The 24728-nt window shown below is 70.7% G+C and carries 24 protein-coding genes; 15 read left to right on the forward strand and 9 right to left on the reverse strand.

All coding sequences use genetic code 11. The annotated features are described in order from the left end of the window. Positions 1-54 precede the first annotated feature (54 nt). Positions 55-1617: an alpha-L-fucosidase gene (locus tag E0500_RS25540; protein ID WP_131565098.1), complete on the forward strand. Its 1563-nt coding sequence runs from the start codon at positions 55-57 to the stop codon at positions 1615-1617. A 77-nt stretch (positions 1618-1694) separates the two neighbouring features. Here the strand turns inward: E0500_RS25540 and E0500_RS25545 are convergent, their stop codons facing one another. After that, a complete protein-coding gene (locus E0500_RS25545) occupies positions 1695-2408 on the reverse strand; it encodes a FadR/GntR family transcriptional regulator (RefSeq protein WP_131565101.1) in 714 nt (237 codons plus the stop codon). Between the two features lie 163 nt (positions 2409-2571). Between E0500_RS25545 and E0500_RS25550 the strand changes: the two genes are divergently transcribed. The 8 genes from E0500_RS25550 to E0500_RS25585 are packed head-to-tail and all read left to right on the forward strand — an operon-like array spanning position 2572 to position 10514. Then, the gene (locus tag E0500_RS25550) at positions 2572-3645 is read left to right on the forward strand and encodes a sugar ABC transporter substrate-binding protein (RefSeq protein WP_131565103.1); all 1074 of its coding nucleotides are present in this window, start codon (positions 2572-2574) and stop codon (positions 3643-3645) included. Continuing rightward, entirely contained in the window at positions 3642-5165 is a 1524-nt protein-coding gene (locus tag E0500_RS25555; RefSeq protein ID WP_131565105.1) for a sugar ABC transporter ATP-binding protein, read from the forward strand. Before E0500_RS25550 ends, E0500_RS25555 begins: the two co-directional genes overlap by 4 nt. After that, positions 5158-6192, forward strand: coding sequence for an ABC transporter permease (locus tag E0500_RS25560; protein WP_131565106.1), 1035 nt, complete (start codon positions 5158-5160; stop codon positions 6190-6192). The genes E0500_RS25555 and E0500_RS25560 overlap by 8 nt, the downstream gene beginning before the upstream one ends. A 60-nt stretch (positions 6193-6252) precedes the next feature. Continuing rightward, positions 6253-7614, forward strand: coding sequence for an L-fuconate dehydratase (locus E0500_RS25565; protein ID WP_131565108.1), 1362 nt, complete (start codon positions 6253-6255; stop codon positions 7612-7614). Next, positions 7611-8366, forward strand: coding sequence for an SDR family NAD(P)-dependent oxidoreductase (locus tag E0500_RS25570; RefSeq protein WP_131565110.1), 756 nt, complete (start codon positions 7611-7613; stop codon positions 8364-8366). Before E0500_RS25565 ends, E0500_RS25570 begins: the two co-directional genes overlap by 4 nt. Next, positions 8363-9355 carry an aldo/keto reductase gene (locus tag E0500_RS25575; RefSeq protein WP_131565112.1) on the forward strand — a complete coding sequence of 331 codons (993 nt, stop codon included), beginning with the start codon at positions 8363-8365 and terminating at the stop codon, positions 9353-9355. Before E0500_RS25570 ends, E0500_RS25575 begins: the two co-directional genes overlap by 4 nt. After that, positions 9352-9666 carry an L-rhamnose mutarotase gene (locus tag E0500_RS25580; protein ID WP_131565114.1) on the forward strand — a complete coding sequence of 105 codons (315 nt, stop codon included), beginning with the start codon at positions 9352-9354 and terminating at the stop codon, positions 9664-9666. Before E0500_RS25575 ends, E0500_RS25580 begins: the two co-directional genes overlap by 4 nt. Beyond that, positions 9663-10514, forward strand: coding sequence for an amidohydrolase (locus E0500_RS25585; protein WP_131565116.1), 852 nt, complete (start codon positions 9663-9665; stop codon positions 10512-10514). The genes E0500_RS25580 and E0500_RS25585 overlap by 4 nt, the downstream gene beginning before the upstream one ends. On the opposite strand, the gene E0500_RS25590 is transcribed toward E0500_RS25585, so the two are convergent. Beyond that, a complete protein-coding gene (locus tag E0500_RS25590; protein ID WP_131565118.1) occupies positions 10502-11938 on the reverse strand; it encodes a lipase maturation factor family protein in 1437 nt (478 codons plus the stop codon). The genes E0500_RS25585 and E0500_RS25590 overlap by 13 nt on opposite strands. Positions 11939-12071: 133 nt before the next feature. Here E0500_RS25590 and E0500_RS25595 point away from each other — a divergent pair, with 133 nt between their 5' ends. Both E0500_RS25595 and E0500_RS25600 read left to right on the forward strand, forming a co-directional pair. Continuing rightward, complete coding sequence (locus E0500_RS25595; protein ID WP_131565120.1) at positions 12072-14183, forward strand: SpoIIE family protein phosphatase; 2112 nt, start codon at positions 12072-12074, stop codon at positions 14181-14183. An 83-nt stretch (positions 14184-14266) separates the two neighbouring features. Then, the gene (locus E0500_RS25600; protein ID WP_131565123.1) at positions 14267-15127 is read left to right on the forward strand and encodes an Fpg/Nei family DNA glycosylase; all 861 of its coding nucleotides are present in this window, start codon (positions 14267-14269) and stop codon (positions 15125-15127) included. A gap of 66 nt (positions 15128-15193) precedes the next feature. Here E0500_RS25600 and E0500_RS25605 read toward each other — a convergent pair whose 3' ends face one another. From E0500_RS25605 to E0500_RS25615, 3 genes are all read right to left on the reverse strand, one after another. Beyond that, positions 15194-15850 (reverse strand): zf-HC2 domain-containing protein, encoded by a 657-nt coding sequence (locus tag E0500_RS25605; protein WP_131565125.1) that lies wholly within the window; start codon positions 15848-15850, stop codon positions 15194-15196. Positions 15851-16004: 154 nt separating this feature from the next. Beyond that, entirely contained in the window at positions 16005-16520 is a 516-nt protein-coding gene (locus E0500_RS25610) for a hypothetical protein (RefSeq protein WP_131565128.1), read from the reverse strand. A gap of 149 nt (positions 16521-16669) precedes the next feature. Beyond that, on the reverse strand, positions 16670-17215 hold the full coding sequence (locus tag E0500_RS25615) for a sigma-70 family RNA polymerase sigma factor (RefSeq protein WP_131565131.1): 546 nt from the start codon (positions 17213-17215) through the stop codon (positions 16670-16672). A 223-nt stretch (positions 17216-17438) separates the two neighbouring features. On the opposite strand from E0500_RS25615, the gene E0500_RS25620 reads away from it, so the two are divergent. Continuing rightward, entirely contained in the window at positions 17439-18608 is a 1170-nt protein-coding gene (locus E0500_RS25620; RefSeq protein ID WP_131565133.1) for a CapA family protein, read from the forward strand. A gap of 32 nt (positions 18609-18640) precedes the next feature. On the opposite strand, the gene E0500_RS25625 is transcribed toward E0500_RS25620, so the two are convergent. Further along, positions 18641-19096, reverse strand: a complete 456-nt coding sequence (locus E0500_RS25625; RefSeq protein ID WP_131565135.1) for a universal stress protein — start codon at positions 19094-19096, stop codon at positions 18641-18643. A 156-nt stretch (positions 19097-19252) separates the two neighbouring features. Between E0500_RS25625 and E0500_RS25630 the strand changes: the two genes are divergently transcribed. Beyond that, positions 19253-20119, forward strand: a complete 867-nt coding sequence (locus E0500_RS25630) for a polysaccharide deacetylase family protein (RefSeq protein WP_181587130.1) — start codon at positions 19253-19255, stop codon at positions 20117-20119. 205 nt (positions 20120-20324) lie between these two features. On the opposite strand, the gene E0500_RS25635 is transcribed toward E0500_RS25630, so the two are convergent. After that, entirely contained in the window at positions 20325-20990 is a 666-nt protein-coding gene (locus E0500_RS25635; protein ID WP_131572212.1) for a class F sortase, read from the reverse strand. A 332-nt stretch (positions 20991-21322) separates the two neighbouring features. Here E0500_RS25635 and E0500_RS25640 point away from each other — a divergent pair, with 332 nt between their 5' ends. Further along, positions 21323-21811, forward strand: coding sequence for a hypothetical protein (locus tag E0500_RS25640; protein ID WP_131572211.1), 489 nt, complete (start codon positions 21323-21325; stop codon positions 21809-21811). Between the two features lie 231 nt (positions 21812-22042). Here the strand turns inward: E0500_RS25640 and E0500_RS25645 are convergent, their stop codons facing one another. Then, entirely contained in the window at positions 22043-22807 is a 765-nt protein-coding gene (locus tag E0500_RS25645) for a DUF4239 domain-containing protein (protein ID WP_131572210.1), read from the reverse strand. Between the two features lie 16 nt (positions 22808-22823). Then, the gene (locus tag E0500_RS44185; RefSeq protein WP_181587289.1) at positions 22824-23201 is read right to left on the reverse strand and encodes a hypothetical protein; all 378 of its coding nucleotides are present in this window, start codon (positions 23199-23201) and stop codon (positions 22824-22826) included. A 470-nt stretch (positions 23202-23671) separates the two neighbouring features. Between E0500_RS44185 and E0500_RS25655 the strand changes: the two genes are divergently transcribed. Next, entirely contained in the window at positions 23672-24667 is a 996-nt protein-coding gene (locus E0500_RS25655; RefSeq protein WP_131572052.1) for an SCO0930 family lipoprotein, read from the forward strand. Positions 24668-24728 lie beyond the last annotated feature (61 nt).

The raw sequence follows: 24728 nt of genomic DNA on the forward strand, positions 1-24728 counted from the left end.
GAGTGACCCGTACGCCCCGAGGAGCATCCCGCCCGACCCGAGGAGCACACGCGTATGGCCATCTCCCGAAGAGCCTTCGTCACGGCGGCCGCGACGCTCGTCGCCTCCACCGGAACATCCCTCGCCCTCACAGCACCCGCGGCGGCGGCCGAGGCGGCCACACTCGCCGAAGGGCCCCCGTACCGCATCCCCGTCAGCCCCGACGACACGCCGGACGAGCTGGTCCTCAAGGCGTCCGAGGTCCGGCCCACCGCACGGCAGATCGCCTGGCAGCGGCTGGAGCGCACCGCCTTCCTGCACTTCGGTGTGAACACCTTCACCGGTCTCGAATGGGGCACCGGAGACGAGGACCCCGATGTCTTCCAGCCTGCCGGGCTCGACACCGACCAGTGGGCGCGCGCCCTGCGCGACGGCGGCTTCAAGCTCGCCATCCTCACGGTCAAGCACCACGACGGTTTCGTGCTCTACCCCTCCCGCTACACCGGCCACACGGTGGCGTCGAGCAGTTGGCGGGGCGGACAGGGCGACGTGCTGCGCTCGTTCGCCGACTCGATGCGCCGCCACGGCATCAAGGTCGGCGTGTACATCTCGCCGGCCGACGAGAACCAGTACCTGCACGGCGTGTACGCCAACGGCAGCGCCCGCTCCGAGCGCACCATCCCCACCCCGGTCCCGGGGGACGACCGCCCGGACGGGCCCACCTTCACGCTCCCCGCCACCGACTACGGCGCCCACATGCTCGACCAGCTCTACGAGGTCCTCACCGAGTACGGGACCATCGACGAGGTGTGGTTCGACGGCGCCCAGGGGCGCATCCCGCCGGACAAGGTCGAGACATACGACTGGGACAGCTGGTACACGCTGATCCGGACCCTCGCGCCGGACGCCACCATCGCCGTGTCCGGTCCCGATGTGCGCTGGGTCGGCAACGAGGGCGGATTCGCGCGGGAGAACGAGTGGAGTGTCGTACCCGTGCAGGAGAAGGCCAACGGGCGCATGGACTTCGCGCTCTCGTACGACGCGCCCGACATGGGCGGCCGGGACGCCCTGGTCGCCGCGCGGCCCGTGGCCGACCACCTGCAGTGGTGGCCGGCCGAGGCCGATGTGTCCATCCGGGACGGCTGGTTCTACCACGCCGACCAACAGCCCAAGTCCGTCCAGCAGTTGACGGACATCTACTTCGGCTCGGTCGGCCGCAACGCCGTGCTGCTGCTGAACGTGCCGCCGGACAAGGACGGTCTCCTTCCGGCCTCCGACGTCACCCGGCTGCGGGAGTTCCGTGAGCGGATCGACCGGGAGCTGCCGGAGGACCTGGCCCTCGGGGCGCGGGTCACCAGCTCCCCGGGCACGGTCACCGTCGACCTCGGCGCGGCACGTGAGGTGGACCGTGTCCGGCTCGCGGAGGACATCCGGTACGGGCAACAGGTCGAGGACTTCGTCGTCGAGGCCGAACGCGGCGGCGCCTGGACGCGGGTCGCCGGGGCCGGGACGATCGGGGCCAGCCGGATCCTGCTGCTCAGCGGGCCCGTACGGGCCCGCCGGTGGCGCGTGCGGGTGACACGGTCCCGACAGGCCGCAACGATCGGGGAGTTCGGGCTGTACCGTTCGCGCCTTTAGGAGGCGACTGGCGGGCCCGCCCCCCCCCGCGGCGGCCGGATCACTGTACGGCCGGCTGCGTGGGTCGACTCGGCACGCTATTCACTGAGTTGGGTGCGCAGCCATTGCTCCACCTCGCCCACGTGCGCGGCGGCGGCCGCTCGTGCCGCCTCCGGGTCGTGGGCGAGCAGGGCGCGGTGGATGGCGGCGTGCTCACGGCGGGTGCGGGCGAAGGCGCCCTCCTCCTGGTAGCCACGCCAGACACGGGCACGGAAGGTGCGGGAGGACAGGCCCTCCAGGATCGCGGCCATGGTCTCGTTGCCCGCGGCGGCCGCGATCTCGCGGTGGAAGGCGAGGTCGTGGGCGATGATCTCCTCGGGGTCGTCCGTGCCGTTCATCGCGGTCAGGTGCTTCTCGACCTCCGCGAGCTGGGCCTCGGTGATGCGCGCGGCGGCCAGCGCGGTCGCGGTCGACTCCAGGATGCGGCGCACCTCCAGCAGCTCGACCAGCCGGGGACCACGGGACAGGTCGGCGACGACACCGAAGGTCTCCAGCAGGTCCCCGGCCTCCAGCTGGGTGACGTAGATGCCGGACCCGTGCCGTGCCTCCAGCACCCCGAGGACCGTGAGCGCCCGGATCGCCTCCCGCATCGAGCTGCGCGACATGCCCAGCTGGGCCGCGAGGTCCCGCTCGGTGGGCAGCCGCTGCCCCGGCTCCAGGCGGCCCTCGGCGATCATCGCCTTGATCCGCTCGATGGCGCGCTGCGTCACCGTGGCCTTCTGCGGAGCGGCCTCGCTCTGGGTCTCGTTCACGCCACTCCTCCTGTTGTCGGTGCGCCGCAGTCTAACCAGCCAGGTGGTCGGACCACTACGTCCAGGAACCGGGAAAATCTGGTGTAGGAGGGTGTTGTGAAGGGGAAGTGGTCTGATAAATATGCGGGCACCTGCTTGAAACCGCTCGACGAGGAGCTGACAGATGGCCGGCACAAACCCACGGAACGGGCAGACAGGGGCACGGAGGGTACGCGCGGTGGTCGCCGCGTCCTGTGCCGCCCTAGTGCTCGCGGCGTGCGGCAGCACCAAGGACAACGTCTCCTCCGGCGGGGAGGGCGGCGGCGACGGCAAGGTCGGGGTGATCCTGCCCCTGCTGACCTCGCCGTTCTGGCAGTCGTACAACGACTACGTGCCCAAGATGGCCAAGACCGAGGGCGTCGACGCGCTCAAGACGGTCAACTCCAACAGCGACCCGTCCCAGCAGATCACCGACATCAACAACGCCCTCAACCAAGGGGCCAAGGGCCTCGTTGTCGCGCCCCTCGACAGCGCCGCGATCATCGCGGGGCTCGACCAGGCCGAGCGCAAGGGCGTACCGGTGGTCGCCGTGGACGTGGCGCCCGACAAGGGCAAGGTCGCGATGGTCGTCCGCGCCAACAACGTCGCGTACGGCGAGAAGGCCTGCGAGTACCTCGGCGAGCAGATACCGTCCGGCAAGGTCGTGCAGATCATGGGCGACCTCGCCTCGGTCAACGGCCGCGACCGCTCCGAGGCCTTCCGGGCCTGTGTGAAGAAGAACTTCCCCAAGCTGAAGGTGCTGGAGATCCCCGCCAAGTGGGAGTCCGACACCGCCGCTTCCAAGCTGGACACCCTCCTCAACGCCAACCCCGACATCAAGGGCATCTACATGCAGGCCGGCGGTGTGTACCTCGCGCCGACCCTGCAGACCCTGAAGTCCAAGGGGATGCTGAAGACGGCCGGCCAGGACGGCCACATCACGATCGTCTCGAACGACGGCATCCCGCAGGAGTTCGACGCCATCCGCAAGGGCGAGATCGACGCCACCGTCTCGCAGCCCGCCGACGCCTACGCGAAGTACGGCATGTACTACGTCAAGGCCGCGATGGAGGGCAAGACGTTCAAGCCCGGCCCGACCGACCACGACTCCACGATCGTCAAGCTGCCCAGCGGCATCCTTGAGGACCAGCTGCCCGCCCCGCTGGTGACCAAGGACAACGTCGACGACCCCGAGCTCTGGGGCAACACGGTCAAATGAGCGCTGCCACCGCCACCCCCCTGGTAGAGGCCACGGGAATCGTCAAACGGTACGGGCCCACCGTCGCACTGCAGGACGGCCGGCTGACCGTGCTGCCCGGTGAGTCCCACGCCCTGGTCGGCCGCAACGGAGCGGGCAAGTCCACCCTCGTCACCGTCCTCACCGGACTCCAGGCGCCCGACGCGGGCACCGTCCGCTTCGACGGCCGGCCGGCACCCCCGCTCGGCGACCGTGTCGCATGGCGCTCCAAGGTGGCCTGCGTCTACCAGAAGCCCACCGTGGTGCCCGAGCTGACGGTCGCCGAGAACCTCTTCCTCAACCGCCAGCCCGACAGCCGGCGCGGCTTCTTCAGCTGGCGCCGGCTGCACACGGAGGCCACCGAGGTCCTCGACACCTGGGACGTGCACGTCGACCCCGGCGCCCGCACCGCCGACCTCAAGGTCGAGGACCGGCAGATGGTGGAGATCGCCCGGGCCCTGAGCCAGGGCGCCCGCTTCATCATCCTCGACGAACCCACCGCCCAGCTCGACAACCGCGAGATCGAGCGCCTCTTCGACCGGATGCGCGCACTCCAGGAGTCCGGCGTCACCTTCCTGTTCATCTCCCACCACCTCCAGGAGGTGTACGAGGTCTGCCAGGCGGTGACCGTGCTGCGGGACGCCCGCTGGATCACCACCGCACCCGTGGCCGAACTCCCGCGCGCCGCGCTGGTGGAGGCGATGGCGGGGGAGGCGGTCGCCGAACGGCAGGCGGCCGCGGCGGAGGCCGTGGTGGAACAGGACGGCGTCGACGCACCCGTCGTCCTGGACGTGCGGGGCCTGACCTCGGACACGTACCAGGACGTCGCCCTGACCGTCCGCCGCGGTGAGGTCGTCGGACTCGCCGGCTCCAGCGGCAGCGGAAAGATCGCGCTCGCCGAGACCTTCGCCGGACTCCACACACCGACGTCCGGAACCGCCCTGCTGGACGGCACACCGCTCCCGTTCGGCGACGTCCGGGCCGCCCTGAAGGCCGGCGTCGGCTGCGTACCCCGCGACCGGCACGGTCAGGGGCTCGTCTTCGGCATGACCATCGGCGACAACGCCACGATGAGCGTCCTGGACCGGCTCGGGCGGTACGGGCTCGTCGGCACCGCCCGCAAGCGCGGTGTCGCCACCGAGCTGATCGAGCGCCTCGACATCCATGCCGAAGGTCCCGACCAGCCCGTGTCCGATCTCTCCGGCGGCAACGCCCAGAAGGTCGTGATGGCCCGCGCACTCGCCTCGGACCCTCGTCTGCTGGTGCTCATCAACCCCACCGCGGGCGTGGACGTGAAGTCCAAGGAGTCCCTGCTCTCGCGGGTGGACAGCGCCCGCGAGGACGGCACCGCCGTGCTCGTCGTCTCCGACGAACTCGACGACCTGCGCCGCTGCGACCGCGTCCTCGTCCTCTTCCACGGCCGGGTCGTCGCCGAGCACCGGGCGGGCTGGCACGACCACGAGCTGATCGCCTCCATCGAAGGAGTGGACCACCATGGCTGACATCAAGGCTCCGTCGGCCTCGACCACCACCCCGGTCACGGCGCCCGACCCCCGGGCGGCCAGAGCCGTGCTGCTGCGCCGGGCCCGCGAACTCGCCCTCGTACCGGCCCTGTTGCTGCTCCTGGTGTTCGGCGCGTTCGTCAACGACTCGTTCCTCACCGAACGCAACCTGATCTCCATCCTGGGCGCGTCCGCCGCCCTCGCGATGGTGGTGCTGGCCGAGTCGCTCGTGCTGATCACCGGCAAGTTCGACCTGTCGCTGGAGTCGGTCGTCGGTATCGCCCCCGCCGTGGGTGCCCTGCTCGTGCTGCCCGCCGCGACGGCCGGCTGGGGCACGGAACTCCCGGCGGCCCTCGCGCTCCTTGCGGTCCTCGTCGTGGGCGCGGCCATCGGCGGGTTCAACGGCCTCCTCGTGGTGAAGTTCAAGCTCAACGCTTTCATCGTCACCCTCGCGATGCTGATCGTGCTGCGCGGACTGCTGGTCGGCGCGACCAAGGGCAAGACGCTGTTCGGCATGCCCGACGCGTTCTTCTCGCTGGCGACCACCACCTTCCTGCGCGTGCCCATGTCGGTGTGGCTGGCGGCGGTCGCCTTCGGTGTCGCCGGTCTCGTCCTGCGCTACCACCGTGTCGGCCGCGCGCTGTACGCGATCGGCGGCAACGCGGACGCGGCCCGCGCGGCCGGCATCCGCGTCGAACGGGTCATGCTCGGCGTGTTCGTCGTCGCGGGCACCCTCGCCGCCGTCGGCGGGATCATGCAGACCGGGTACGTGGGGGCGATCAGCGCCAACCAGGGCAACAACATGATCTTCACCGTGTTCGCGGCGGCGGTCATCGGCGGCATCAGCCTCGACGGCGGCAAGGGCACCATGTTCGGCGCCCTCACCGGCGTACTCCTGCTGGGTGTCGTGCAGAACCTGCTCACTCTCGCGCAGGTGCCGTCGTTCTGGATCCAGGCCATCTACGGAGGCATCATCCTGTTCGCTCTCATGATCGCCCGCGTGACCACGGGCCGCGCCCAGGACTGACCAGCCGACTTCTCGTCACCGAGTCACCGAGTCACCGAGTCACCGACCGAAAGGCCTTCCGTGTCCCCGACCCCCGGCACCCCCTCCTGCGTAACCGCGGTCGACACCTACGACATCCGCTTCCCGACCTCGCGCGAGCTCGACGGCTCCGACGCGATGAACCCGGACCCCGACTACTCGGCCGCGTACGTCGTGCTGCGCACCGACGCGACCGACGCGTCCGCCGGTCTGGAGGGGCACGGCTTCACCTTCACCATCGGGCGGGGCAACGATGTCCAGGTCGCCGCGATCGACGCCCTGCGGAGCCATGTGGTCGGACGGTCCGTCGACGAGCTGTGCGACGACCCGGGCTCCCTGTTCCGGGACCTGATCGGCGACAGCCAGCTGCGCTGGCTCGGTCCCGAGAAGGGCGTGATGCACATGGCCATCGGCGCGGTCGTCAACGCGGTGTGGGACCTGGCCGCCAAGCGCGCCCACAAGCCCCTGTGGCAGCTGCTCGCCGACGCCGAACCCGAGTGGCTGGTCCGCCAGATCGACTTCCGCTACATCACGGACGCGCTCACCCCGGACGAGGCGCTGGAGCTGCTGCGACGGGGGAAGGAAGGCGCCGAGGGCCGGAAGACCCAGCTGCTCGCCCAGGGCTACCCCGGCTACACCACCTCCCCGGGCTGGCTCGGCTACAGCGACGAGAAGCTCACCCGGCTGGCCGCCCAGGCCGTCGCCGACGGGTTCCGGCAGATCAAGCTGAAGGTGGGCGCGGACCTCGCCGACGACGTACGGCGCTGCCGCGTCGCCCGTTCCGTCGTCGGCCCGGACATCCGCATGGCCATCGACGCCAACCAGCGGTGGAACGTCGACGAGGCGATCCAGTGGGTCACGGCGCTCGCCGAGTTCGAGCCCTACTGGATCGAGGAGCCGACCAGCCCCGACGACGTGCTCGCCCACGCGGCGATCCGCAAGGCCGTCGCCCCCGTCAAGGTCGCCACCGGCGAACACGTCCAGAACCGCATCGTCTTCAAACAGCTCCTTCAGGCGGGCTCCCTCGACGTCCTCCAGATCGACGCGGCCCGTGTCGGCGGCGTCAACGAGAACCTGGCGATCCTGCTGCTCGCGGCCAAGTTCGGGGTACCCGTCTGCCCGCACGCGGGCGGAGTCGGGCTGTGTGAACTCGTCCAGCACCTGGCGATGTTCGACTACGTGGCCCTGTCCGGCACCATCGAGAACCGGGTCATCGAGTACGTCGACCATCTGCACGAGCACTTCCTCGACCCGGTGGTGATCCGCGAGGGTCACTACACGGCACCCACCGCGCCGGGCTTCTCCGCCACCATGCGGCCGGAGTCCATCGCGGAGTACACGTTCCCGGGCGGCACCTTCTGGGCCGCCGACCTTGAGACGCAGAAGAAGGGACACGCGGCATGAGCGACTTCGAGGGTCTCAAGGCGCTGGTGACGGGCGGCGCCTCCGGCATCGGCCGGGCGACCGCCGAACTCCTCGCCGCCCGCGGCGCCCGGGTCGCCGTCCTGGACCTCGATCCCTCCCCGGTCGAGAAGCCCCTGCTCGGTTACCGGGCCGACGTCACCGACGACACCTCCGTACGCGAGGCCGTCGCCGCGGCGGTCGCCGACCTCGGCGGACTCGACGTGCTGATCAACAACGCGGGCATCGGCGCCCAGGGCACGGTCGAGGACAACGACGACGAGCAGTGGCACCGCGTCCTCGACGTCAACGTCGTCGGCATGGCCCGCGTGACCCGCGCCGCCCTGCCCCACCTTCGCGAGTCGGCGCACGCCGCCATCGTGAACACCTGCTCCATCGCCGCCACCGCCGGTCTGCCGCAGCGCGCGCTGTACTCCGCGTCGAAGGGCGCCGTCCTCTCCCTCACCCTCGCCATGGCCGCCGACCACGTCCGCGAGGGCATCCGTGTGAACTGCGTGAACCCCGGCACGGTGGACACCCCGTGGGTCGGCCGCCTGCTGGGCGCCGCCGCCGACCCCGCCGCCGAACGGGCCGCCCTCGAAGCCCGCCAGCCCACGGGCCGTCTCGTCTCGGCACCCGAGGTCGCGGGCGCCGTCGCCTACCTGGCGAGCCCGCTGTCCGGCGCCACCACCGGGATGGCGCTCGCGGTGGACGGCGGCATGCAGGGGCTGCGGCTGCGGCCGGTGGGCCAGTGAGCACGCTCGGCAGGAGCGGCGTCGACGTCAGCGCGCTGTCCTTCGGCGCCGCCGGCATCGGCAACCTGTACACGGAGGTCGGCGACGAGCAGGCGGACGCGGCCCTGAGCGCCGCCTGGTCGGCCGGCATCCGGTACTTCGACACCGCGCCGCACTACGGCCTCGGCCTGTCGGAGCGGCGCGTGGGCGCGTTCCTGCGGGAGCGGCCGCGCGACACGTACGTCATCTCCACCAAGGTGGGCCGCCGCCTGGAACCCGCCGACGGGCACGGTGACGACCTGGCCCACGGCTTCGCCGTACCCGCCACCCACCGCCGCGTGTGGGACTTCAGCGCCGACGGCGTACGCCGCAGTCTGGAGGACAGCCTGGAGCGGCTCGGCCTCGACCGCGTGGATGTCGTCTACCTCCACGACCCGGACGATCACGCCGAACAGGCCTTCCGTGACGGCTACCCCGCGCTGGAACGACTGCGCGCCGAGGGCCTCGTCGGCGCGATCGGCGCGGGCATGAACCAGTCGGCCATGCTCACCCGCTTCGTGAAGGACACCGACGTCGACGTGGTGCTCTGCGCGGGCCGGTACACCCTCCTCGAACAGGGCGCGCTGGACGACCTGTTGCCCGCGGCCGAGGAACGCGGGACCTCCGTGGTCGTCGGCGGTGCCTTCAACTCCGGCCTGCTGGCGGGCCCGAAGCCCGGAGCCACCTACAACTACGCATCTGCTCCTGAGGAGTTGGTGGCGCGGGCCCTGAAGCTGAAGGACATCGCCGAACGGTACGACACGACGCTGCGTGCCGCCGCGCTCGCCTTCCCCGGTGCGCATCCGGCCGTCGCGAGCGTTCTCGTCGGCGCCCGTTCGGCGGACGAGGCCCGTGACGGCGCCGAGCAGTTCGCGGCCGTCGTGCCCGCGGACTTCTGGCGGGAACTGGTCGCCGAGGGACTGCTGCCGAAGGACGCACCCGTACCCGTGTCCGGAGAGGAGACGCCGTGAGAGTCGCCCTGCACACGAAGGTCCGCGCCGACCGCGTCGAGGAGTACGAGGCCGCGCACCGCGAGGTCCCGAAGGAGCTCACCGACGCGATCCGCGCCGCCGGAGCCGCCTCCTGGACCATCTGGCGCAGCGGCACCGACCTCTTCCACGTCCTGGAGTGCGAGGACTACGCCCGTCTGCTCGCCGAACTGGAGAAGCTGCCGGTCAACATCGCCTGGCAGGGCCGGATGGCCGAGCTGCTCGACGTCGTCCACGACTACTCCGGCGAGGGCGCGGACGCCGGACTGCCCGTCGTGTGGGAGCTGCCGTGACCGTCGACGCCCACCACCATGTGTGGGACCTCTCCGTACGCGACCAGGACTGGATCACCGGTCCCGAACTCCAGCCGCTGCGCCGTGACTTCACCATGGCGGACTTTGAACCCGAGGCCCGCGCCCTGCACATCGACCGCAGCGTCCTCGTGCAGACGATCACCGTCGCCGAGGAGACCCCGGAGTTCCTGGCACTCGCCCAGCGGCACGAGCTGATCGCGGGAGTGGTCGGCTGGACGGACCTGACGAGCCCCGGCGTCGCCGACGAACTGGCCCGGCTGCGCGAACTCCCCGGCGGACCGTATCTGAAGGGCATCCGCCACCAGGTCCAGGGCGAGCCCGACCCCGAGTGGCTGCTCCGCCCGGACGTACGCCGGGGACTCGAAGCGGTCGCCGCGGCGGGCCTCGTGTACGACCTGGTGGTGCTGCCTCATCAGCTCCCCGCCTGCGTCAGGGCCGCCGCCGCCCTGCCCGGCCTCACCTTCGTCCTCGACCATCTGGGCAAACCACCCATCGCCTCCGGAGAACTCCAGCCCTGGGCATCCGACGTCAGGGCGCTCGCGGAACTCCCCAACACCGTGTGCAAGCTGTCCGGGATGGTGACGGAGACGGACCCGGGGAGGTGGCGTTCGGGCTGGCCGACGGGGGAGCTGCGTCCGTACGCCGACACAGTGCTGGACGCCTTCGGCCCCGGCAGGCTGATGTTCGGCTCCGACTGGCCCGTGTGCACCCTGGCAGTGACGTACGCCGAAGTCGCCCTTGGCACGGGCGTGTTGGTGCTCGGGCTGAGCCCGGACGACAAGAAGGACATCTTCGAGGGCACCGCCACGCGCGTCTACGGCCTCTGACCGCGTACGACGTCCGCACCGGCCAGCCGGGTCGGCGGCAGGTACTCCCGTACGTACGTCCGGTGCCAGCACGCGCCCGTCTCCCGCAGCTCCCGCCACGTCGTGAAGCGGTAGCGGAAGAGCCGGGCGCGGACATAGCGGGGCGGGGCGTCCGGCGGGAACGGGGAGCGGCGCAGCAGTTTCAGCGTGTCGCGGTCGTTCTCCAGCAGCCGCTCCACCAGTCCGCCGAACCAGGCACCGGCGTACATGGGGGAGAGCGCGGCGAACCACATCAGCCAGTCGAGCCGGAGGTGGTACGGCGCGAACTGGCGCGGCCAGTGCCGTGGATCGCCGGGCTTGCCCCTGAACTCGTACTCCCGCCACTCGGAACTCTCTCGCGCCAACTCGTCCGCCGTGCCCTCGACCACGACCTCGTACCGGACGCGGCTCACGCTGCCGAACGCGCCGTACGTGTTGACCAGGTGGAACGGGTCGAAGGAGCGGTTCATGACCTGGCCGCGGGAGATCATGTTGCGGACCGGGTGGTAGCTCAGGCCCACCACCAGCGCGGTCGCGGCGATCACGACGACCTCGTACCAGAGTGGTGCTCCGGGCACGCCCGCCGGTGCGGTGCCGCCGTAGTCCACTGCGGACAGGGCGAGCACGATGGTGATCCAGTTCAGCCAGGAGAAGTTGCCCGACAGGACCAGCCACAGTTGGGTGAGGATCATCAGCGACGCGGCGGCCGTCGCGATCGGCTGCGGGGTGAACAGCAGGACGGGCACGACGAGTTGGGTGAAGTGGTTGGCGGCCACCTCCACCCGGTGCAGCGGCCTCGGGAGGTGGTGGAAGAACCAGCTCAGCGGGCCCGGCATCGGCTGCGTCTCGTGGTGGTAGTACAGGCACGTCAGCTTCCGCCAGCACGCGTCGCCGCGCAGCTTGATCAGCCCGGCGCCGAACTCCAGGCGGAACAGCACCCAGCGCAGCAGGAAGAGCACGAGGACCGGCGGGGCGACCTCGTCGTTGCCGAGGAAGACGGCGAGGAAGCCCACCTCCAGCAGCAGCGACTCCCAGCCGAACGAGTACCAGGTCTGGCCGACGTTGACGATCGACAGGTACATCACCCATGGCACGAGCCACAGCACCATCGCGCCCCACAGCGGCAGCAGCGAGTCCAGCCCCGCGATCAGTGCCACGGACACCGCGCAGCCCGTCCAGGCCCAGGCCGCGAAGAAGCGGTCCGAGTAGTGGACGTGGAACACGCCGGGTGCCTGACGGAACGTGACCCGCCGCAGGAACACGGGCACCGGCAGCATCCCGCGCTCGCCGATCAGCGCGCGGAACTGGAGGGCCGCGGTGAGGAAGCCGGCCAGATACATGACAGCCAGAGCCCGTTGGAAGACCAACCGGCTCATCCAGTAGTCGGGGACGGTGAACCACTCCACGCGCGCTGCTCCCGGCTCGGTGCTCCTGGGGTGCTGGCCAGACAGGTGCACTACTGACAATAGTGAACGAAAGCTGGTCGGAAACCGGACACCCCCACTCGATTATTCGGACAAATCCTGGCATGGTGTCCCCATGGCTGATCGGGGAGCGAGCGCCCGGTCACTCCCGGACGACTGGCCGGTCCACCCGGATCCGATCCTGGCGCTCAACCGCATGGGCGGCTTCGACTGGGACCTGAACGCGGGCATCATGCGCATGGACGCCCGGGCCCACGAGGTCCTCGACGTGCGCCCCGACGAATTCGACGGCAGACCGATGACGCTGTCGACGCGCGTGCCGCCCATGGAAGGGCAGCGGCTCGACACCCTCGTCTCCCAGGCACTGAAGGACGGCAGCGAGAACTACGGGGCGTACTTCCGCATCCGCCGCCGCGACGGCTCGCTGCGCTGGACGCACGCCCAGGGGCGCATCCTGCGGGACGGGACGGGCCGGCCGCACCGGATCATCGGCATCGTCCGGGACGCCACCCAGGAACTCGGCGACGCCGAGGCCCGCTACGAGCGGACCGCCGAGGACGAGGCCCGCCGCCGGCAGACGAACGTCGTGCAGCTGACCACGGCCGCCCTCGCTCACGCCCGCACCGTCCAGGACGTGATCGACGTCCTCGCCGACCCCCACGGCCCCACCCACCTCGGAGCGATGAGCCTGGTCATGGGCCTGGTGGAGGGCGGACGCATCCGTGTGGTGGCCACGGGTCCCAGCGACGGCCATGTGCCCGGCACCCGGATCACCCGCCTCGACGCGCAGTACCCGATGAACGAGGTGGTACGGACCCTCACACCGCACTTCATCGAGTCGCCGGAGGAGTTCGCCGAGTGCTACCCCCTGCTGTGGCCGCACCTCACCGACCTGAAGATCACCTCGGCCGCGTATCTGCCGCTCATCGCCCAGGCGAGGCCCATCGGCGCGATGGGCCTGCTCTACAGGGACAGGCGCGGCTTCCCCCAGGAGGAACGCAACGTCCTCGTCGCACTCGGCAGCGGCATCGCGCAGAGCCTGCAGCGGGCCATGTTCTACGAGCAGGAGAAGGACGTGGCCCAGGCCCTCCAGCAGGCCATGCTGCCGCGCTCCATCCCCAGCGTCCCGGGCGCGGACGTCGCCGTACGCTACCGGTCGGCCTTCCTCGGCCGGGACATCGGCGGCGACTGGTACGACCTGATCCCGCTGCCCGGGGGCCGTGTCGGCGCCGTCATCGGCGATGTCCAGGGACATGACACGCACGCGGCGGCCGTCATGGGCCAGCTGCGGATCGTGCTCCGCGCGTACGCCGCCGAGGGCCACACCCCGGCCGCCGTGATCGCCCGTGCCTCGGGGTTCCTGCACGAACTCGACACCGACCGCTTCGCGACCTGCCTGTACGCCGAGGCCGACCTGTCGACGGGCGTGGTCCAGGTGGTCCGGGCCGGCCACATCGACCCGCTGGTCCGGCACACCGACGGCACCTGCCGGCGGATCGACGTGGACGGCGGCCTGCCGCTCGGCCTGTCCGCCGAGTTCGGGCGCCTGGAGTACCCCGTCTCCACCGTCGAACTGGAACCCGGCCAGACCCTGCTGCTGTGCACCGACGGCCTCGTCGAGCAGCCCGGCGCCGACCTCGACGACGGCATCCGGGCGCTGGTGGCGATGGTGGCCTCCGCACCGGACGACGTGCGCGACCTCGCCGACCGGCTCATCGACGCCGCCGACGAGCGCGGCGGTGACGACGACGTGGCGCTGCTCCTCCTGCGCCGCCGGGCCCCGTCCGCGCAGCAGGTCGCCGCGCCGCTCCAACGGCACATCGCGTCCGGCGAACCGGAGGCTCTCACCGAGGCCCGGCACATGATCAGGATCGCCGCGTCCGGGTGGGGCGCCCACGAACGCACCGACGAGATCGAACTCGTCGCCGACGAGCTGATCACCAACGCGCTGATGCACACGGAAGGAGCCGCGATCCTCAGCGTCCGCGTCCCCACCGGCTCCGACCGGCGGCTGCGCGTCGAGGTCGAGGACTCCTCCAGCGCCCTGCCGCGCCGCCGCGACGCGGGGGATTCGGGCGTCTCCGGTCGTGGTCTGCTCCTCGTGGATCTGCTCTCGGACGTGTGGGGCGTGGAGGCACGCGGCGGCGGCAAGTGCGTGTGGTGCGAGTTCGTGGTGCCGGACCGGGGTCACGGGGACGACCGGGGTTCGGGGCCCGAACAGCACTGAACCCTTTGCATCGGCGCCCACACCCCACATTCGCCTCTTCCGTCCCGTATGGCGACGCCCGGCCCGGATGGCACTCTGGACGTATGCCGGAACTGCCCGAGGTCGAGGCGCTGCGGGACTTCCTGGCCGAGCATGTGGTCGGCCACGAGGTCGTCAGGGTGCTGCCCGTCGCGATCAGCGTCCTCAAGACGTACGACCCTCCCGTCAGCGCCTTCGAGGGCCGCGAGGTGACGTCCGTGCACCGCTACGGCAAGTTCCTCGGCATCGAGGCGGACGGCCTGCACTTCGTGACCCACCTGGCCCGCGCGGGTTGGCTCCAGTGGCGGGACCGCCTCCCCGACGGCCCGCCCCGCCAGGGCAAGGGCCCCCTCGCGCTCCGGGTCGCCCTGGAGACCGGCGAGGGGTTCGACCTCACGGAGGCAGGCACTCAGAAACGGCTCGCGGTGTACGTCGTACGGGACCCGCGGGAGGTCCCGGGCGTGGCCCGCCTCGGCCCGGACCCGCTGGCGACCGACTTCGACGAGGCGCGCTTCACGGAACTGCTCGCGGGGGAGCGGCGGCAGATCAAGGGCGTGCTGCGCGACCAGAGCGTGATCGCGGGTGTGGGGAACGCGTACAGCGACGAGATCCTGCACGCCGCGAAGATGTCCCCGTTCAAGCTGGCCTCCTCACTCGGACCCGAGGAGATCACTCACCTGTACGAGGCGCTGCGTACCACGCTCACCGAGGCCGTCGAGCGTTCCCGCGGGCTGGCCGCGGGCCGGCTGAAGGCCGAGAAGAAGACAGCGCTGCGGGTCCACGGCCGCACCGGCGAACCCTGCCCGGTCTGCGGCGACACGATCCGCGAGGTCTCCTTCAGCGACTCCTCGCTGCAGTACTGCCCGACCTGTCAGACGGGCGGCAAACCGCTGGCGGACCGGCGGCTGTCGCGGCTGCTCAAATAGCGGCTGCTCAAGTCGCGGCTGCTCAAACAGGCGACTCCTGGAGCAGCGGCTCGGCTGAGAGACCCCTCAGCGCCACGGCGATGCCAGCGCCACCAGCCGCTCGCCCTTCGCCGTGCGCACCTCGAACCGGATGATGTCCTTGCGCGGCATGGCGGCGCCGCCATGCATGTCGGAGGGCTCGGCGGTGTCCTTGGGCGCCATCCAGCTGGCGATCGTCTCCTCGGAGCCGTCCTCACTGATCGCCACGAGCTGACAGGCGCGGCCCCCGGACGGGTCCTTGACCTGCACGTCGATCTGGCTGCCCCAGAGCTTGTCCTCGGCCCGTACCTCGGCCCACACCCCCGTCTCCGCGTCGGTCGCCGCGACGGTGTTCACCTGCTTGCCGGGCCCCGCGAAGACCGCGACGGCGGGCCCGCCCACGGCGAACACCACACAGGCGGCGACCGCGAACAGCCAGCGCCGGCGCCCGGCCCGCTGCCGGGCGGCCACCTCCTCCAGCAGCCGGTCGATCAGGCGCGGGCCGGGACCCGCGAAGGGGTGCACCGCTCGCGGTGTCGCCTGCCGGTACAGCATCAGCTGTCGGGCGGCGGGCCTGAACTCGGTGACCTGCACCGCGCACCGGGGGCACTCGCGGAGATGGTCCTCGAACTGGAAGGCATCCATCTCGTCGAGCACGCCCAACGCATAGGCGCCGACGTCTTGATGACGATCCTGGGACCACATGGCAAATTCCTTGAGCCGGTGATGCGGTGGGGGTTGCTTCTTGCTACCACCGGTACGCACCGGACCGACGAATCACTCAAGTGCTGGGTCACGGAATGGCAACCGAGACTTTCGGAGCCGACAAGCCCGCGGATTGGTCGAAGACTGAACGAACCTAAAAAAGATGGATCGCCAGGTGCCCGAGGGGCAGACCGAGCCGCCAGGCCGGTGTCCACACCTTCGGACCGTCGTCCTCACCGATGACCGGACCGCCGCCCGGCACCGCGTCCAGATCGGGGGCGAGCAACTCCGTCTCCTCCAGCCAGCGCCAGGCCGCGGCGGCCAGGTCCAGGTCCGGGGACGGCCCGCCCGACTCGATCGCCTCGCCGGCCAGCCGCGCCATGCGCTCGCGCACCCAGTCCTGCCACGGTTGGTCGTACGCGGTCAGCGACAGCCAGTTCTCCAGCTGGGAGACGACCCGGATCCCGGAGAGCTCACCACCGGTGTCCGCGAGGAAGATGGTGAGCGCCAGGGCGTCCCGGCCGGCGCGGAACTCGAAGGACGTCGGCGGCATCAGGTCGCCGGTCCTCAGCAGTTCGTCCGCGATGTACTCGGCGTACAACCACGCCATGGGGACGGCCAGTTCACCGCCACCGGTGCCGCCCGTGCTCTCCTGCCCTCTGTGCAGCATCCCTTCCTGCCTTCCTCCGGTGCGTGCGCGTCGCCCGAACCCGGGTCCTGGGACCCAGGGCCCCATCCGGAACACGGATGAAGACAGCTGATTGCTCAACCGGGGTCCTCAGCAAGGCGCTTTACGGAGGCTTTGCTCGGGGATCGGTTTCAACGCAGTTCAGTCGCGTACCCCGGAAGCACCCGGCGCAGGGCCCGTAGCGCGTAGTAAGCGCGGGACTTCACGGTACCGGGCGGAATGCCGAGGGCTTCGGCGGCCTCCGCCACACTCGCCCCTTGGAAATACACCTGCACCAGGACTTCACGGTGCTCGGGAGTGAGTGTCTTCACAGCCTGCCGTACGTCGAGGGCGGCGGCCGACCGCTCGGCGTGATCGGCGCTCACGCGCGCGTTCTCCAGCACGGCGTCCCCCACCTCGGCGGGCCTGGCCTGGCGAGCCCGGCGCGCGTCGATGGCGAGCCGGCGCCCGACCGTGAGCAACCAGGGGCGCACGGAGGTGAAGTCGTCCGCGCGGAGCGCTTCGGGGTGCTGCCAGGCGCGTACGAACGTCTCCTGCACCAGGTCCTCGGCGCGCTGCCGGTCCCCGTCGGACAGTCGCAGCATGAGGGCGAAGAGGGGCCGGCCGTGCTCCCGCTGCAATGCGGCCAGCTCGTGCTCGGCGGTCGTCCCGTTCGTGATCGTGGTTCCGGCCGTCATGGCCGTATGGGAACGCGGGACGCCCCGCGGGGACAGGGGGCGGTCACCAGTGTGCGACGGGCGGTCGAACCTGTCGACGAACGGTGCGACGAACGGTCCGTTCCGGCACATGCCAGGACCCCGCCGGGCACGCCGGACGGGCTAAGGGTGGCCAGGATCGAGTGGTCCCGTATGCGGATTCGTGTTGCTTTATAAGTCAATACGACAGAAACGGGGTGAATTGATGACGACACGCACGCGGCAGACGACTCTTGCCCTCGCGTTCATCCTTCTGGCGGGCCTCACCGCATGCCAGACCGACCAGGACTCGTCGACGCGGACACCGGGCCATGGCACGGCCTCCGCCTCCGCGGGAAAGGCCCGCGGCTTCACGCTCGTCGCCTCCGGAGACGTCCTGCCGCACGCCTCGATCATTCGCCAGGCCGGCGCGGACGCCCGCGGCACGGGCTACGACTTCCGCCCCATGCTCGCGGGCGTCAAGCCCGTCGTGTCCAGGGCGGACCTCGCGATCTGCCACATGGAGACCGTCTACGGCGCGAACGGCGACTACACCGGCTATCCCACCTTCAAGTCCCCGCCGGAGGTGGCCGAAGCCCTGGCCGACGCCGGCTACGACGGCTGCTCCACCGCCTCCAACCACACGCTCGACGCCGGCGCCGCAGGCGTCCAGCGCACCCTCGACGCGCTCGACCGCGTGGGAGTACAGCACGCGGGCTCGGCCCGGACGGCACAAGAGGCGGGCGGCATCACCCTGCTGCGCGCCCCGGGCGGGGCCCAGGTCGGCCACCTCGCGTACACCTACGGCACGAACGGCGTCCCGCTCCCGGAGGGGCAGCCCTGGGCCGTCAACCTCATCGATCCCGACCGGATCCTCGCCGACGCACGGACCGCCCGCAGCAAGGGCGCCGACGTGGTCGTCGTCTCCCTGCACTGGGGCTCCGAATGGCAGGACGCCCCCGACGCGCAGCAGATCGACCTGGCCCAGCGGCTCACCGCGGCCCGCACCGGCGGCCGCCCCGACATCGACCTCATCATCGGCACCCACGCCCACGTCCCGCAGGCGTACGAGAAGGTCAACGGCACCTGGGTCGTCTACGGCATGGGCGACCAGATCGCCGGCGCCATGGTCAACCACCAGGGTGCCCAGGACCCGCGCGGCAACGAGAGCTCCATCGCACGCTTCACCTTCGCCCCACCGGCCCGCAAGGGTGCCCGCTGGGAGGTGAAGAAGGCCGAGTACATCCCGCAGTGGTTCGACGTGGGACCCGGCCGCGTCGTCAATCTCAACGAGGCCATCGCACAGGGAGCGGACGGCACCTCCGTACGCGACCGTATTCGCCAGGTGGTCATGAGCCGGGGCGCCGCCGAGGGCGGGCTGGTCATGGGGCAGTGACCGGGCAGGTGCGCATGGGCGGCGCGCTACGTCTATGGCACGACCGTGACCGGCCAGCGCCCCGCCTTCACCAGCCGGATCGCTACGGAACCGATGATCCGGTGCCCCGCCTGCTCGGACGCGCCCACCACGACGGCGTCCGCCTTCAGGTCGTCCGCCGCCTTCACGAGCCCGTTGTACGGGTCGCCACGGAAGGTGTGGAACTCCCAGCGCAGGTCGAACAGGCCCCTGACCCGCTCCGTGGCCTGACGGATCTCCGCGATGAGGCCCTCGGCGATCTCGTCGGTCGTCTGCGCGGCCGGCACGCCGAGCGCGGCCCCAGCCGCCATCACCGGCTGGACGTACACCACGGCGAGCAGGGCGTGCTGCCGTCGGGCCAGACCGGCCGCGTAGGCCGCCGCGCGGAACGACGAGTCGGAGCCGTCCACCCCGACGAGGATCACCCGGGGCCCATCCGTGCCCCGTTCGAACTGGTGCTGCTCTGTCACAGTTGCGAGGCTATCGAATCCGGTGGTTCGGATCGGGCAGGGCATCGCCCGAACGGCTGCGCGAACCCCGAACACGCTGCTCCCACCGGGTGTTTTCATACAGCCATACCGGTGTCCTTGGGGTGAGTCGGCCGGGAAACCGGCGACTGATAAGTCATGACGAACGATCACATGTTTACGCGACGCCGCATGCTGATGGCAGGGGCCGCCGTCGTGGGCGCGTCCGGTGCCGCCGGTGTGGCCGCTCTGCTCGGCGGGGAGACGACCCCGGGCCCCGGCCCCGGCCCCACCACCCCCGCACCCGGACGGAGCCCGGCCGCGGGTTCGCAGACACGAGGCAGGGTCAAGCCCTCCGCTTACCGGCTGCAGCCCATCACGGGGTACGGGCCGCCGCCGCGCGCCCGTAGCCGGACCCTCGTCCGGCGTGAACCCTTCCTGCGCGTGTCCGGCATGGGCCGCGCCATGGTGCTGACCTTCGACGACGGCCCCGACCGCCGCTACACCCCCGATATCCTGCGCACCCTGCGCAAGTACGACGTCCGCGCCATGTTCTTCGTCTGCGGGGTGATGGCCGCGGGCAACAAGGACCTGCTGCGGCAGATGACCGACGAAGGGCACATCGTGGGCAACCACACCTGGTCCCACCCGCTGCTGCCCGGCATGTCGCGCTCCGCGATCCGCTCCCAGATGGAACGCACCAGCGAGGTCGTCGAAGAGGCGAACGGCGAGGCGCCCCGGTGGTTCCGCGCACCCTACGGCGCCTGGAACAGCACGGTCTTCCGGATCGGCGCCGAGCTGGGTATGGAACCGCTGGGCTGGACGCTGGACACGCTCGACTGGACGCGCCCGGGCAGCAGCACCATCGCCCGACGGGTCGAGCGCCAGGCCGGCTCGGGTGTCGTGGTCCTCTCCCACGACGCGGGCGGCAACCGCTCCCAGAGCGTACGGGCGCTGCGCACCTATCTGCCCGAGCTGCTGGACGCGGGCTATCGCATCACCGTGCCGCGACGGAAGTCGGCCTAGGCAGGCCCTGCCACCGGAGCCCCCGCCCTCTGCCCGGGAGTCCCGCCCTCCGCCCGGAGGGCGGGTCCTGTGGTGGTACGCCGGACGCTCCAGGATTTCAGGAATTCTCGCCCACGCGCTTCTCCAGGGCTGAGCGAAGAATTCCAGAAATCCAGGACCCGCGGAAACCCGCCCGGGACGAGGCCGCGTCGCACGGTCGGGACGCTCAGCGGACCTCGATCATACGGGCGAACACCACGACGTTCCCGTCGTAACCGTTCTGCTTGGAGAAACCGCCGCCGCATGTGATGACCCGGATTTCCGGAACGCCGCTGTTCCCGTAGACACGGTCCCCGGGGAAGTTGTTCTTCGCGAACACCTCGACACCGTAGATCTCGAAGACGGCCGTCTTCCCGTCGTTGCGCAGGACCTCGATCCGGTACCCCTTCCGGAGCGCCCCGAGTCCGTAGAACACGGCAGGGCCCTGCTGGTTGTCGACGTGGCCCACGAGGACGGCCGTGCCGTTCTCACCCGGGGACACCGCACCGGTGAACCAGCCGGCGAGGTTCGGGTCGTCGGGCGGTGGCGCGTCGACCCAGCCCTGCAGGTCCAGGCCGACGGGCATCACGGGGGCGTCGACCTGGATCCCTGGGATCCTGATCCGGCTGACCGCGGAGTACGGCAGCGCCGGCGGCGCGTTGGCGAACAGCCCCTGGGGGGTGGCGCCCGCGTCCGCGGCCGCTGCCGACGCCGGCTGCGGCGGACCCTCGTCGAACTCCCCGGAGCCATTCCGCATGAGGGCGAGGCCGGTCAGCAGAACAAGCGCTATCACGCCCCACGGGGCGCGCTTCCTCCGCCGCTCCTCCTCTTCGGCCAGTTCGGACGAAGACATTCGCCATCCCCTCTCGCCCCGGCCGTTGTCGCGTCCGTCACGCATGACACAACGCTAAGCGCAATATGGGAACTCGGCGACGGGGCAGGTACGAACGGGTGGCGGGCACCCGCGGGGCGTGCGCCATCCGGGTCGCCGACCTCACGAATTATCTGACGGTCAATGACCTGCGGCGATTTCCGGCTGCCGGTCATTTCCCGGCGCCTCCTTTCACCAGGACGGACCATCCCGAAATGCGGCCCACCGCACGGCAACTGAGGGTCTGACTAGGAGGCGCTTTCCAGCCGATCGACCGGGGAACGGGTCCCGGGGCGCCTTCCCCGGAGGATCACATGCGTACTACTCGTGCCCTGGCGGCGTCCGCCGCCGCGGTGGCCGTCCTCGGGCTCGCCGCGCCTACGGCCGCCGCGTGGAACGACCCGACCTCGGTCACGGCCCAGCCCAGCGTCATCTCCCCGGGCGGCCAACTGGTCATTACCGTCAAGGGTGATGCCTGCACGGTGCAGAACAGCACGGTGAGCTCAAACGCCTTCCCGACGACGAGACTGAGGTCGATGGGTGGCGACACGTCGACAGCCACCGTGACCGTCAGTTCGAACGCCTCCCCCGGTGCGCAGAGCGTCACCACCAACTGCGCCGGACGGCAAAAAATGTTCAACAACGTCTTCACCGTCCTCGGCGGGGTCCGCGGCGGTATCGGCGGCAGCAGCACCACCGGGGCGACCCCGGCCGACATCGCGATCGGCGGCGGACTGGTCGCCGTCGCGCTGATCGGAGGTGGGGTGTTCTGGATGCGTCGCCGGTCCGAGAACAAGATCTGAGCCACGAGCGCGAGCGCGGGCAGACGGAGACGTGCGGAGACCGGCGGAGAGCGACATGTTGGTCTGAGCGCCGCTTCCCCCGGACAACGCTCCCCCCCCGGAGAGCGGATCGCCCTCGGAGACCGGATCGCACGTCGACAGCCTTTCGCCCCGGATCCTCTCGGGCACCGGGGCGAAGGCTGTGCGGCGACGGTGAGGCCCGCGTGACCGGTCTCGTCGCCGCCTGGAACGTCAGCCGCGTGCGTGGGGGAACAGCTTGAGCAACGGCTCCGTCGACGCCGCGAGCCCCCGGGCGTACGGCGCGTCGAAGTCCCAGACCAGGAACAGCAGGAAGGCGATGAGCGCGGAGAACAGACCGGCGAGGATCAGCTCGCGCGGGGTGCGCCGGATCTGCAGGGCGAACACCATGCCGATGGTGACGACGGCGCCGGTGATGAGCCCGAACCACACGACGCCCGGCATGGTCGCGCCCGTCGAGTCCGCGCGGGCGTTGCGCGCGGCGTCGGCGGCTGCCACCTCGTCCACGAGCGGCTGGTACGCCTGCGCCTCGAAGTCCGAACGGGGCTCGTAGTCGGTGACGTCGTGGCGGATGCGGTCGAAGAGTCGGGCGCCGCGCTCGGTCATCTCACCGTTGTCGGCCATCGACTTCCACTCCTTGGTCACGACATGGTCCACATAGGTGTTGACGTCGTCCCGGATGCGGTCGCGCACGTCCACCGGGTAGACGCGTACCCGTTCCGTGATCTCGTGCAGGGCCTGTGCCTCCGCCTGCACGTGGTCCTCGGCGACGCTGCGGGCCTCCCAGACACCGGCCATGGCCAGACCCAGCACGATGGCGTACACGACGCCGATCATCATCGTGATGTACTCGATCACGTCGGGGGTCTCCGACGGGTCGTCGTCCTCGGGCGCCGTGTGATGCCGTACGACGGTCACGATGAGCACGACGACGCAGGCGGCCGCCATCGCGAGGGTGAGAACAAGCCATTCCGACAAGTGGTTCCTCCAGAGGTCAGCGCGGACGCAGCGCGGCGGCGGCGAACAGCGCGGGCACGGTGACGAGCAGGGCGAGCGAGACCAGGGACGGACCTTCGCGCTTCTCCTGCCCGCGCGAAGACGGCCGGTAGGGCGGATAGCTCACCGGGGACGGCGACGGCTTGGGCCGCGCCTTCCGTGTGGGTTCCGGGGGCTTCGGTGCCGCCGGGGCGGGAGGCGGGGCCGGTGACGGCGGGGGCGGTACGGGCCTGGGCGCCAGCGTGGGGGCGGAGTGGGCCGCGGCTTCGCCGGCGTGGGTGGCGTCGGAGTGGGTCTCGGAGTCGGGGTGGGCTTCGGCGGGGGCGGTGTCGGCGTGGGAGTGGGTGTGGGGGTTGGCGTAGGCGTGGGGGGACACGACGGTGTCGGGATGGGCGTCGTCTTCGCCGGGCTCCCGCCGCGTGTGCCGCCGCCCGCGACCGCCACGGCGATCAGCCCGCCGCCGTCCGGGCCGGCGGAAGCGTACGCGCAGGCGGTGGCGGCCGCTGTTCCGCTCGGCACTCCGACGACGAGCCAGGTCAGTGTGAGCAGGGCCAACAACCGTATGGCGAGGGCGGATCGGGTCCGCTGGGGTCCGTGCACGACGGAGATCATCGGCGCTGATGCGCCCGCGCACGCCCGAGCGCCGGGTGATTGCCCCGAACGGGGGACAAGCAGGCGCGACGGACTGGATCGGCCGTACGAAAACCCGTCCTTCGGAGCCTCGTCACGGATTCCGGAAAGAAATTTGAGAAGTGGTTGAACACACATGCCACTTCCCTCCGTACCTAGGGCCAGCGAGCGGCGCGGCAGCGCGCTGCAACACCCAAAGATCACGGGGAGTTGACGATGAAGACCTCCTGGCGGAACGCCTCACTCGTAGCGACAGCTGCGTTCGTGCTGGCGCTCACGACGGCGTGCGGTCAGGAAAACGGCAGCGCGTCGAGCCAGAACGTGGGCGCCACCCAGCCGGCCGGCGGTATCGACCTGGGAGCCGGTGGTTCCGCCACCGGCTCCGGTGCCGGCGCCGGTGCGAAGCAACCGGAAGGCGCCGCGCCGCAGGGCGCGGCGGGCCGACTGGCTGTGCTCGACAGCGACAAGTACGGCGAGGTCCTCACCGACAGCGCCGGCTTCGCCCTCTACCGCTTCGACAAGGACACGGCCGAACCGCCGAAGACGACCTGCGAGGGCGACTGCGCCACCACCTGGCCGCCCGTCCCGGCCTCCGGCGCCACGGCGGCCGAGGGCGTCGACAAGTCGCTGATCGGCGAGGTGTCCCGCCCCGACGGCACCAAGCAGCTGACGATCGGCGGCTGGCCCATGTACCGGTACGCCCAGGACACCAAGGCCGGTGACGTCAAGGGCGAGGGCGTGGGCGGCGCCTGGTTCGCCTCGGCCCCCGACGGCAAGAAGGCGGCCGGCGGCGCCGGCGGCAAGGGCTCCGGCTCCGCCGAGGCGATCGGGGACCTGCCCGGTCTCTCGACCCGCAACGACCCCGAGCTCGGCGAGGTCGTCGTCGACAAGAACGGCATGACGGTCTACCGCTTCGAGAAGGACACACCGTGGCCGATGAAGTCGGCCTGCACCGGAGCGTGCCTTGAGAAGTGGCCGGTCGTCGAGCCGGTCGACGCCGCCGACACCAAGGGCATCGACAACAAGAACGACGGCCGCCGGGGCTACGTCGTCCTGAACCGCCCGGACGGACTCAAGCAGCAGAGCATCGACTGCTGGCCGCTCTACACCTTCTCGGGTGACAAGAAGCCGGGTGACACGAACGGCCAGGGTGTCGGCGGCACCTGGTACGCCATCTCGCCGGAGGGCAAGGCGCTCGGCAAGCCGAAGTAGACGATCGGGTAGTCCAGGTAGATCAGGTCCCCAGGTCCAGCGCGGCCGAGCCGGCTCTCCA

Source organism: Streptomyces sp. KM273126, assembly GCF_004337435.2.
Lineage (GTDB): Bacteria > Actinomycetota > Actinomycetes > Streptomycetales > Streptomycetaceae > Streptomyces > Streptomyces acidicola.

Coding starts and splice junctions, on each gene's coding strand:
- E0500_RS25540 (WP_131565098.1), top strand. CDS start 55: ATGGCCATCTCCCGAAGAGCCTTCGTCACGGCGGCCGCGACGCTCGTC.
- E0500_RS25550 (WP_131565103.1), top strand. CDS start 2,572: ATGGCCGGCACAAACCCACGGAACGGGCAGACAGGGGCACGGAGGGTA.
- E0500_RS25555 (WP_131565105.1), top strand. CDS start 3,642: ATGAGCGCTGCCACCGCCACCCCCCTGGTAGAGGCCACGGGAATCGTC.
- E0500_RS25560 (WP_131565106.1), top strand. CDS start 5,158: ATGGCTGACATCAAGGCTCCGTCGGCCTCGACCACCACCCCGGTCACG.
- E0500_RS25570 (WP_131565110.1), top strand. CDS start 7,611: ATGAGCGACTTCGAGGGTCTCAAGGCGCTGGTGACGGGCGGCGCCTCC.
- E0500_RS25595 (WP_131565120.1), top strand. CDS start 12,072: ATGGCTGATCGGGGAGCGAGCGCCCGGTCACTCCCGGACGACTGGCCG.
- E0500_RS25600 (WP_131565123.1), top strand. CDS start 14,267: ATGCCGGAACTGCCCGAGGTCGAGGCGCTGCGGGACTTCCTGGCCGAG.
- E0500_RS25605 (WP_131565125.1), bottom strand. CDS start 15,850: ATGTGGTCCCAGGATCGTCATCAAGACGTCGGCGCCTATGCGTTGGGC.
- E0500_RS25610 (WP_131565128.1), bottom strand. CDS start 16,520: ATGCTGCACAGAGGGCAGGAGAGCACGGGCGGCACCGGTGGCGGTGAA.
- E0500_RS25615 (WP_131565131.1), bottom strand. CDS start 17,215: ATGACGGCCGGAACCACGATCACGAACGGGACGACCGCCGAGCACGAG.
- E0500_RS25620 (WP_131565133.1), top strand. CDS start 17,439: ATGACGACACGCACGCGGCAGACGACTCTTGCCCTCGCGTTCATCCTT.
- E0500_RS25630 (WP_181587130.1), top strand. CDS start 19,253: ATGACGAACGATCACATGTTTACGCGACGCCGCATGCTGATGGCAGGG.
- E0500_RS25635 (WP_131572212.1), bottom strand. CDS start 20,990: ATGTCTTCGTCCGAACTGGCCGAAGAGGAGGAGCGGCGGAGGAAGCGC.
- E0500_RS25640 (WP_131572211.1), top strand. CDS start 21,323: ATGCGTACTACTCGTGCCCTGGCGGCGTCCGCCGCCGCGGTGGCCGTC.
- E0500_RS25655 (WP_131572052.1), top strand. CDS start 23,672: ATGAAGACCTCCTGGCGGAACGCCTCACTCGTAGCGACAGCTGCGTTC.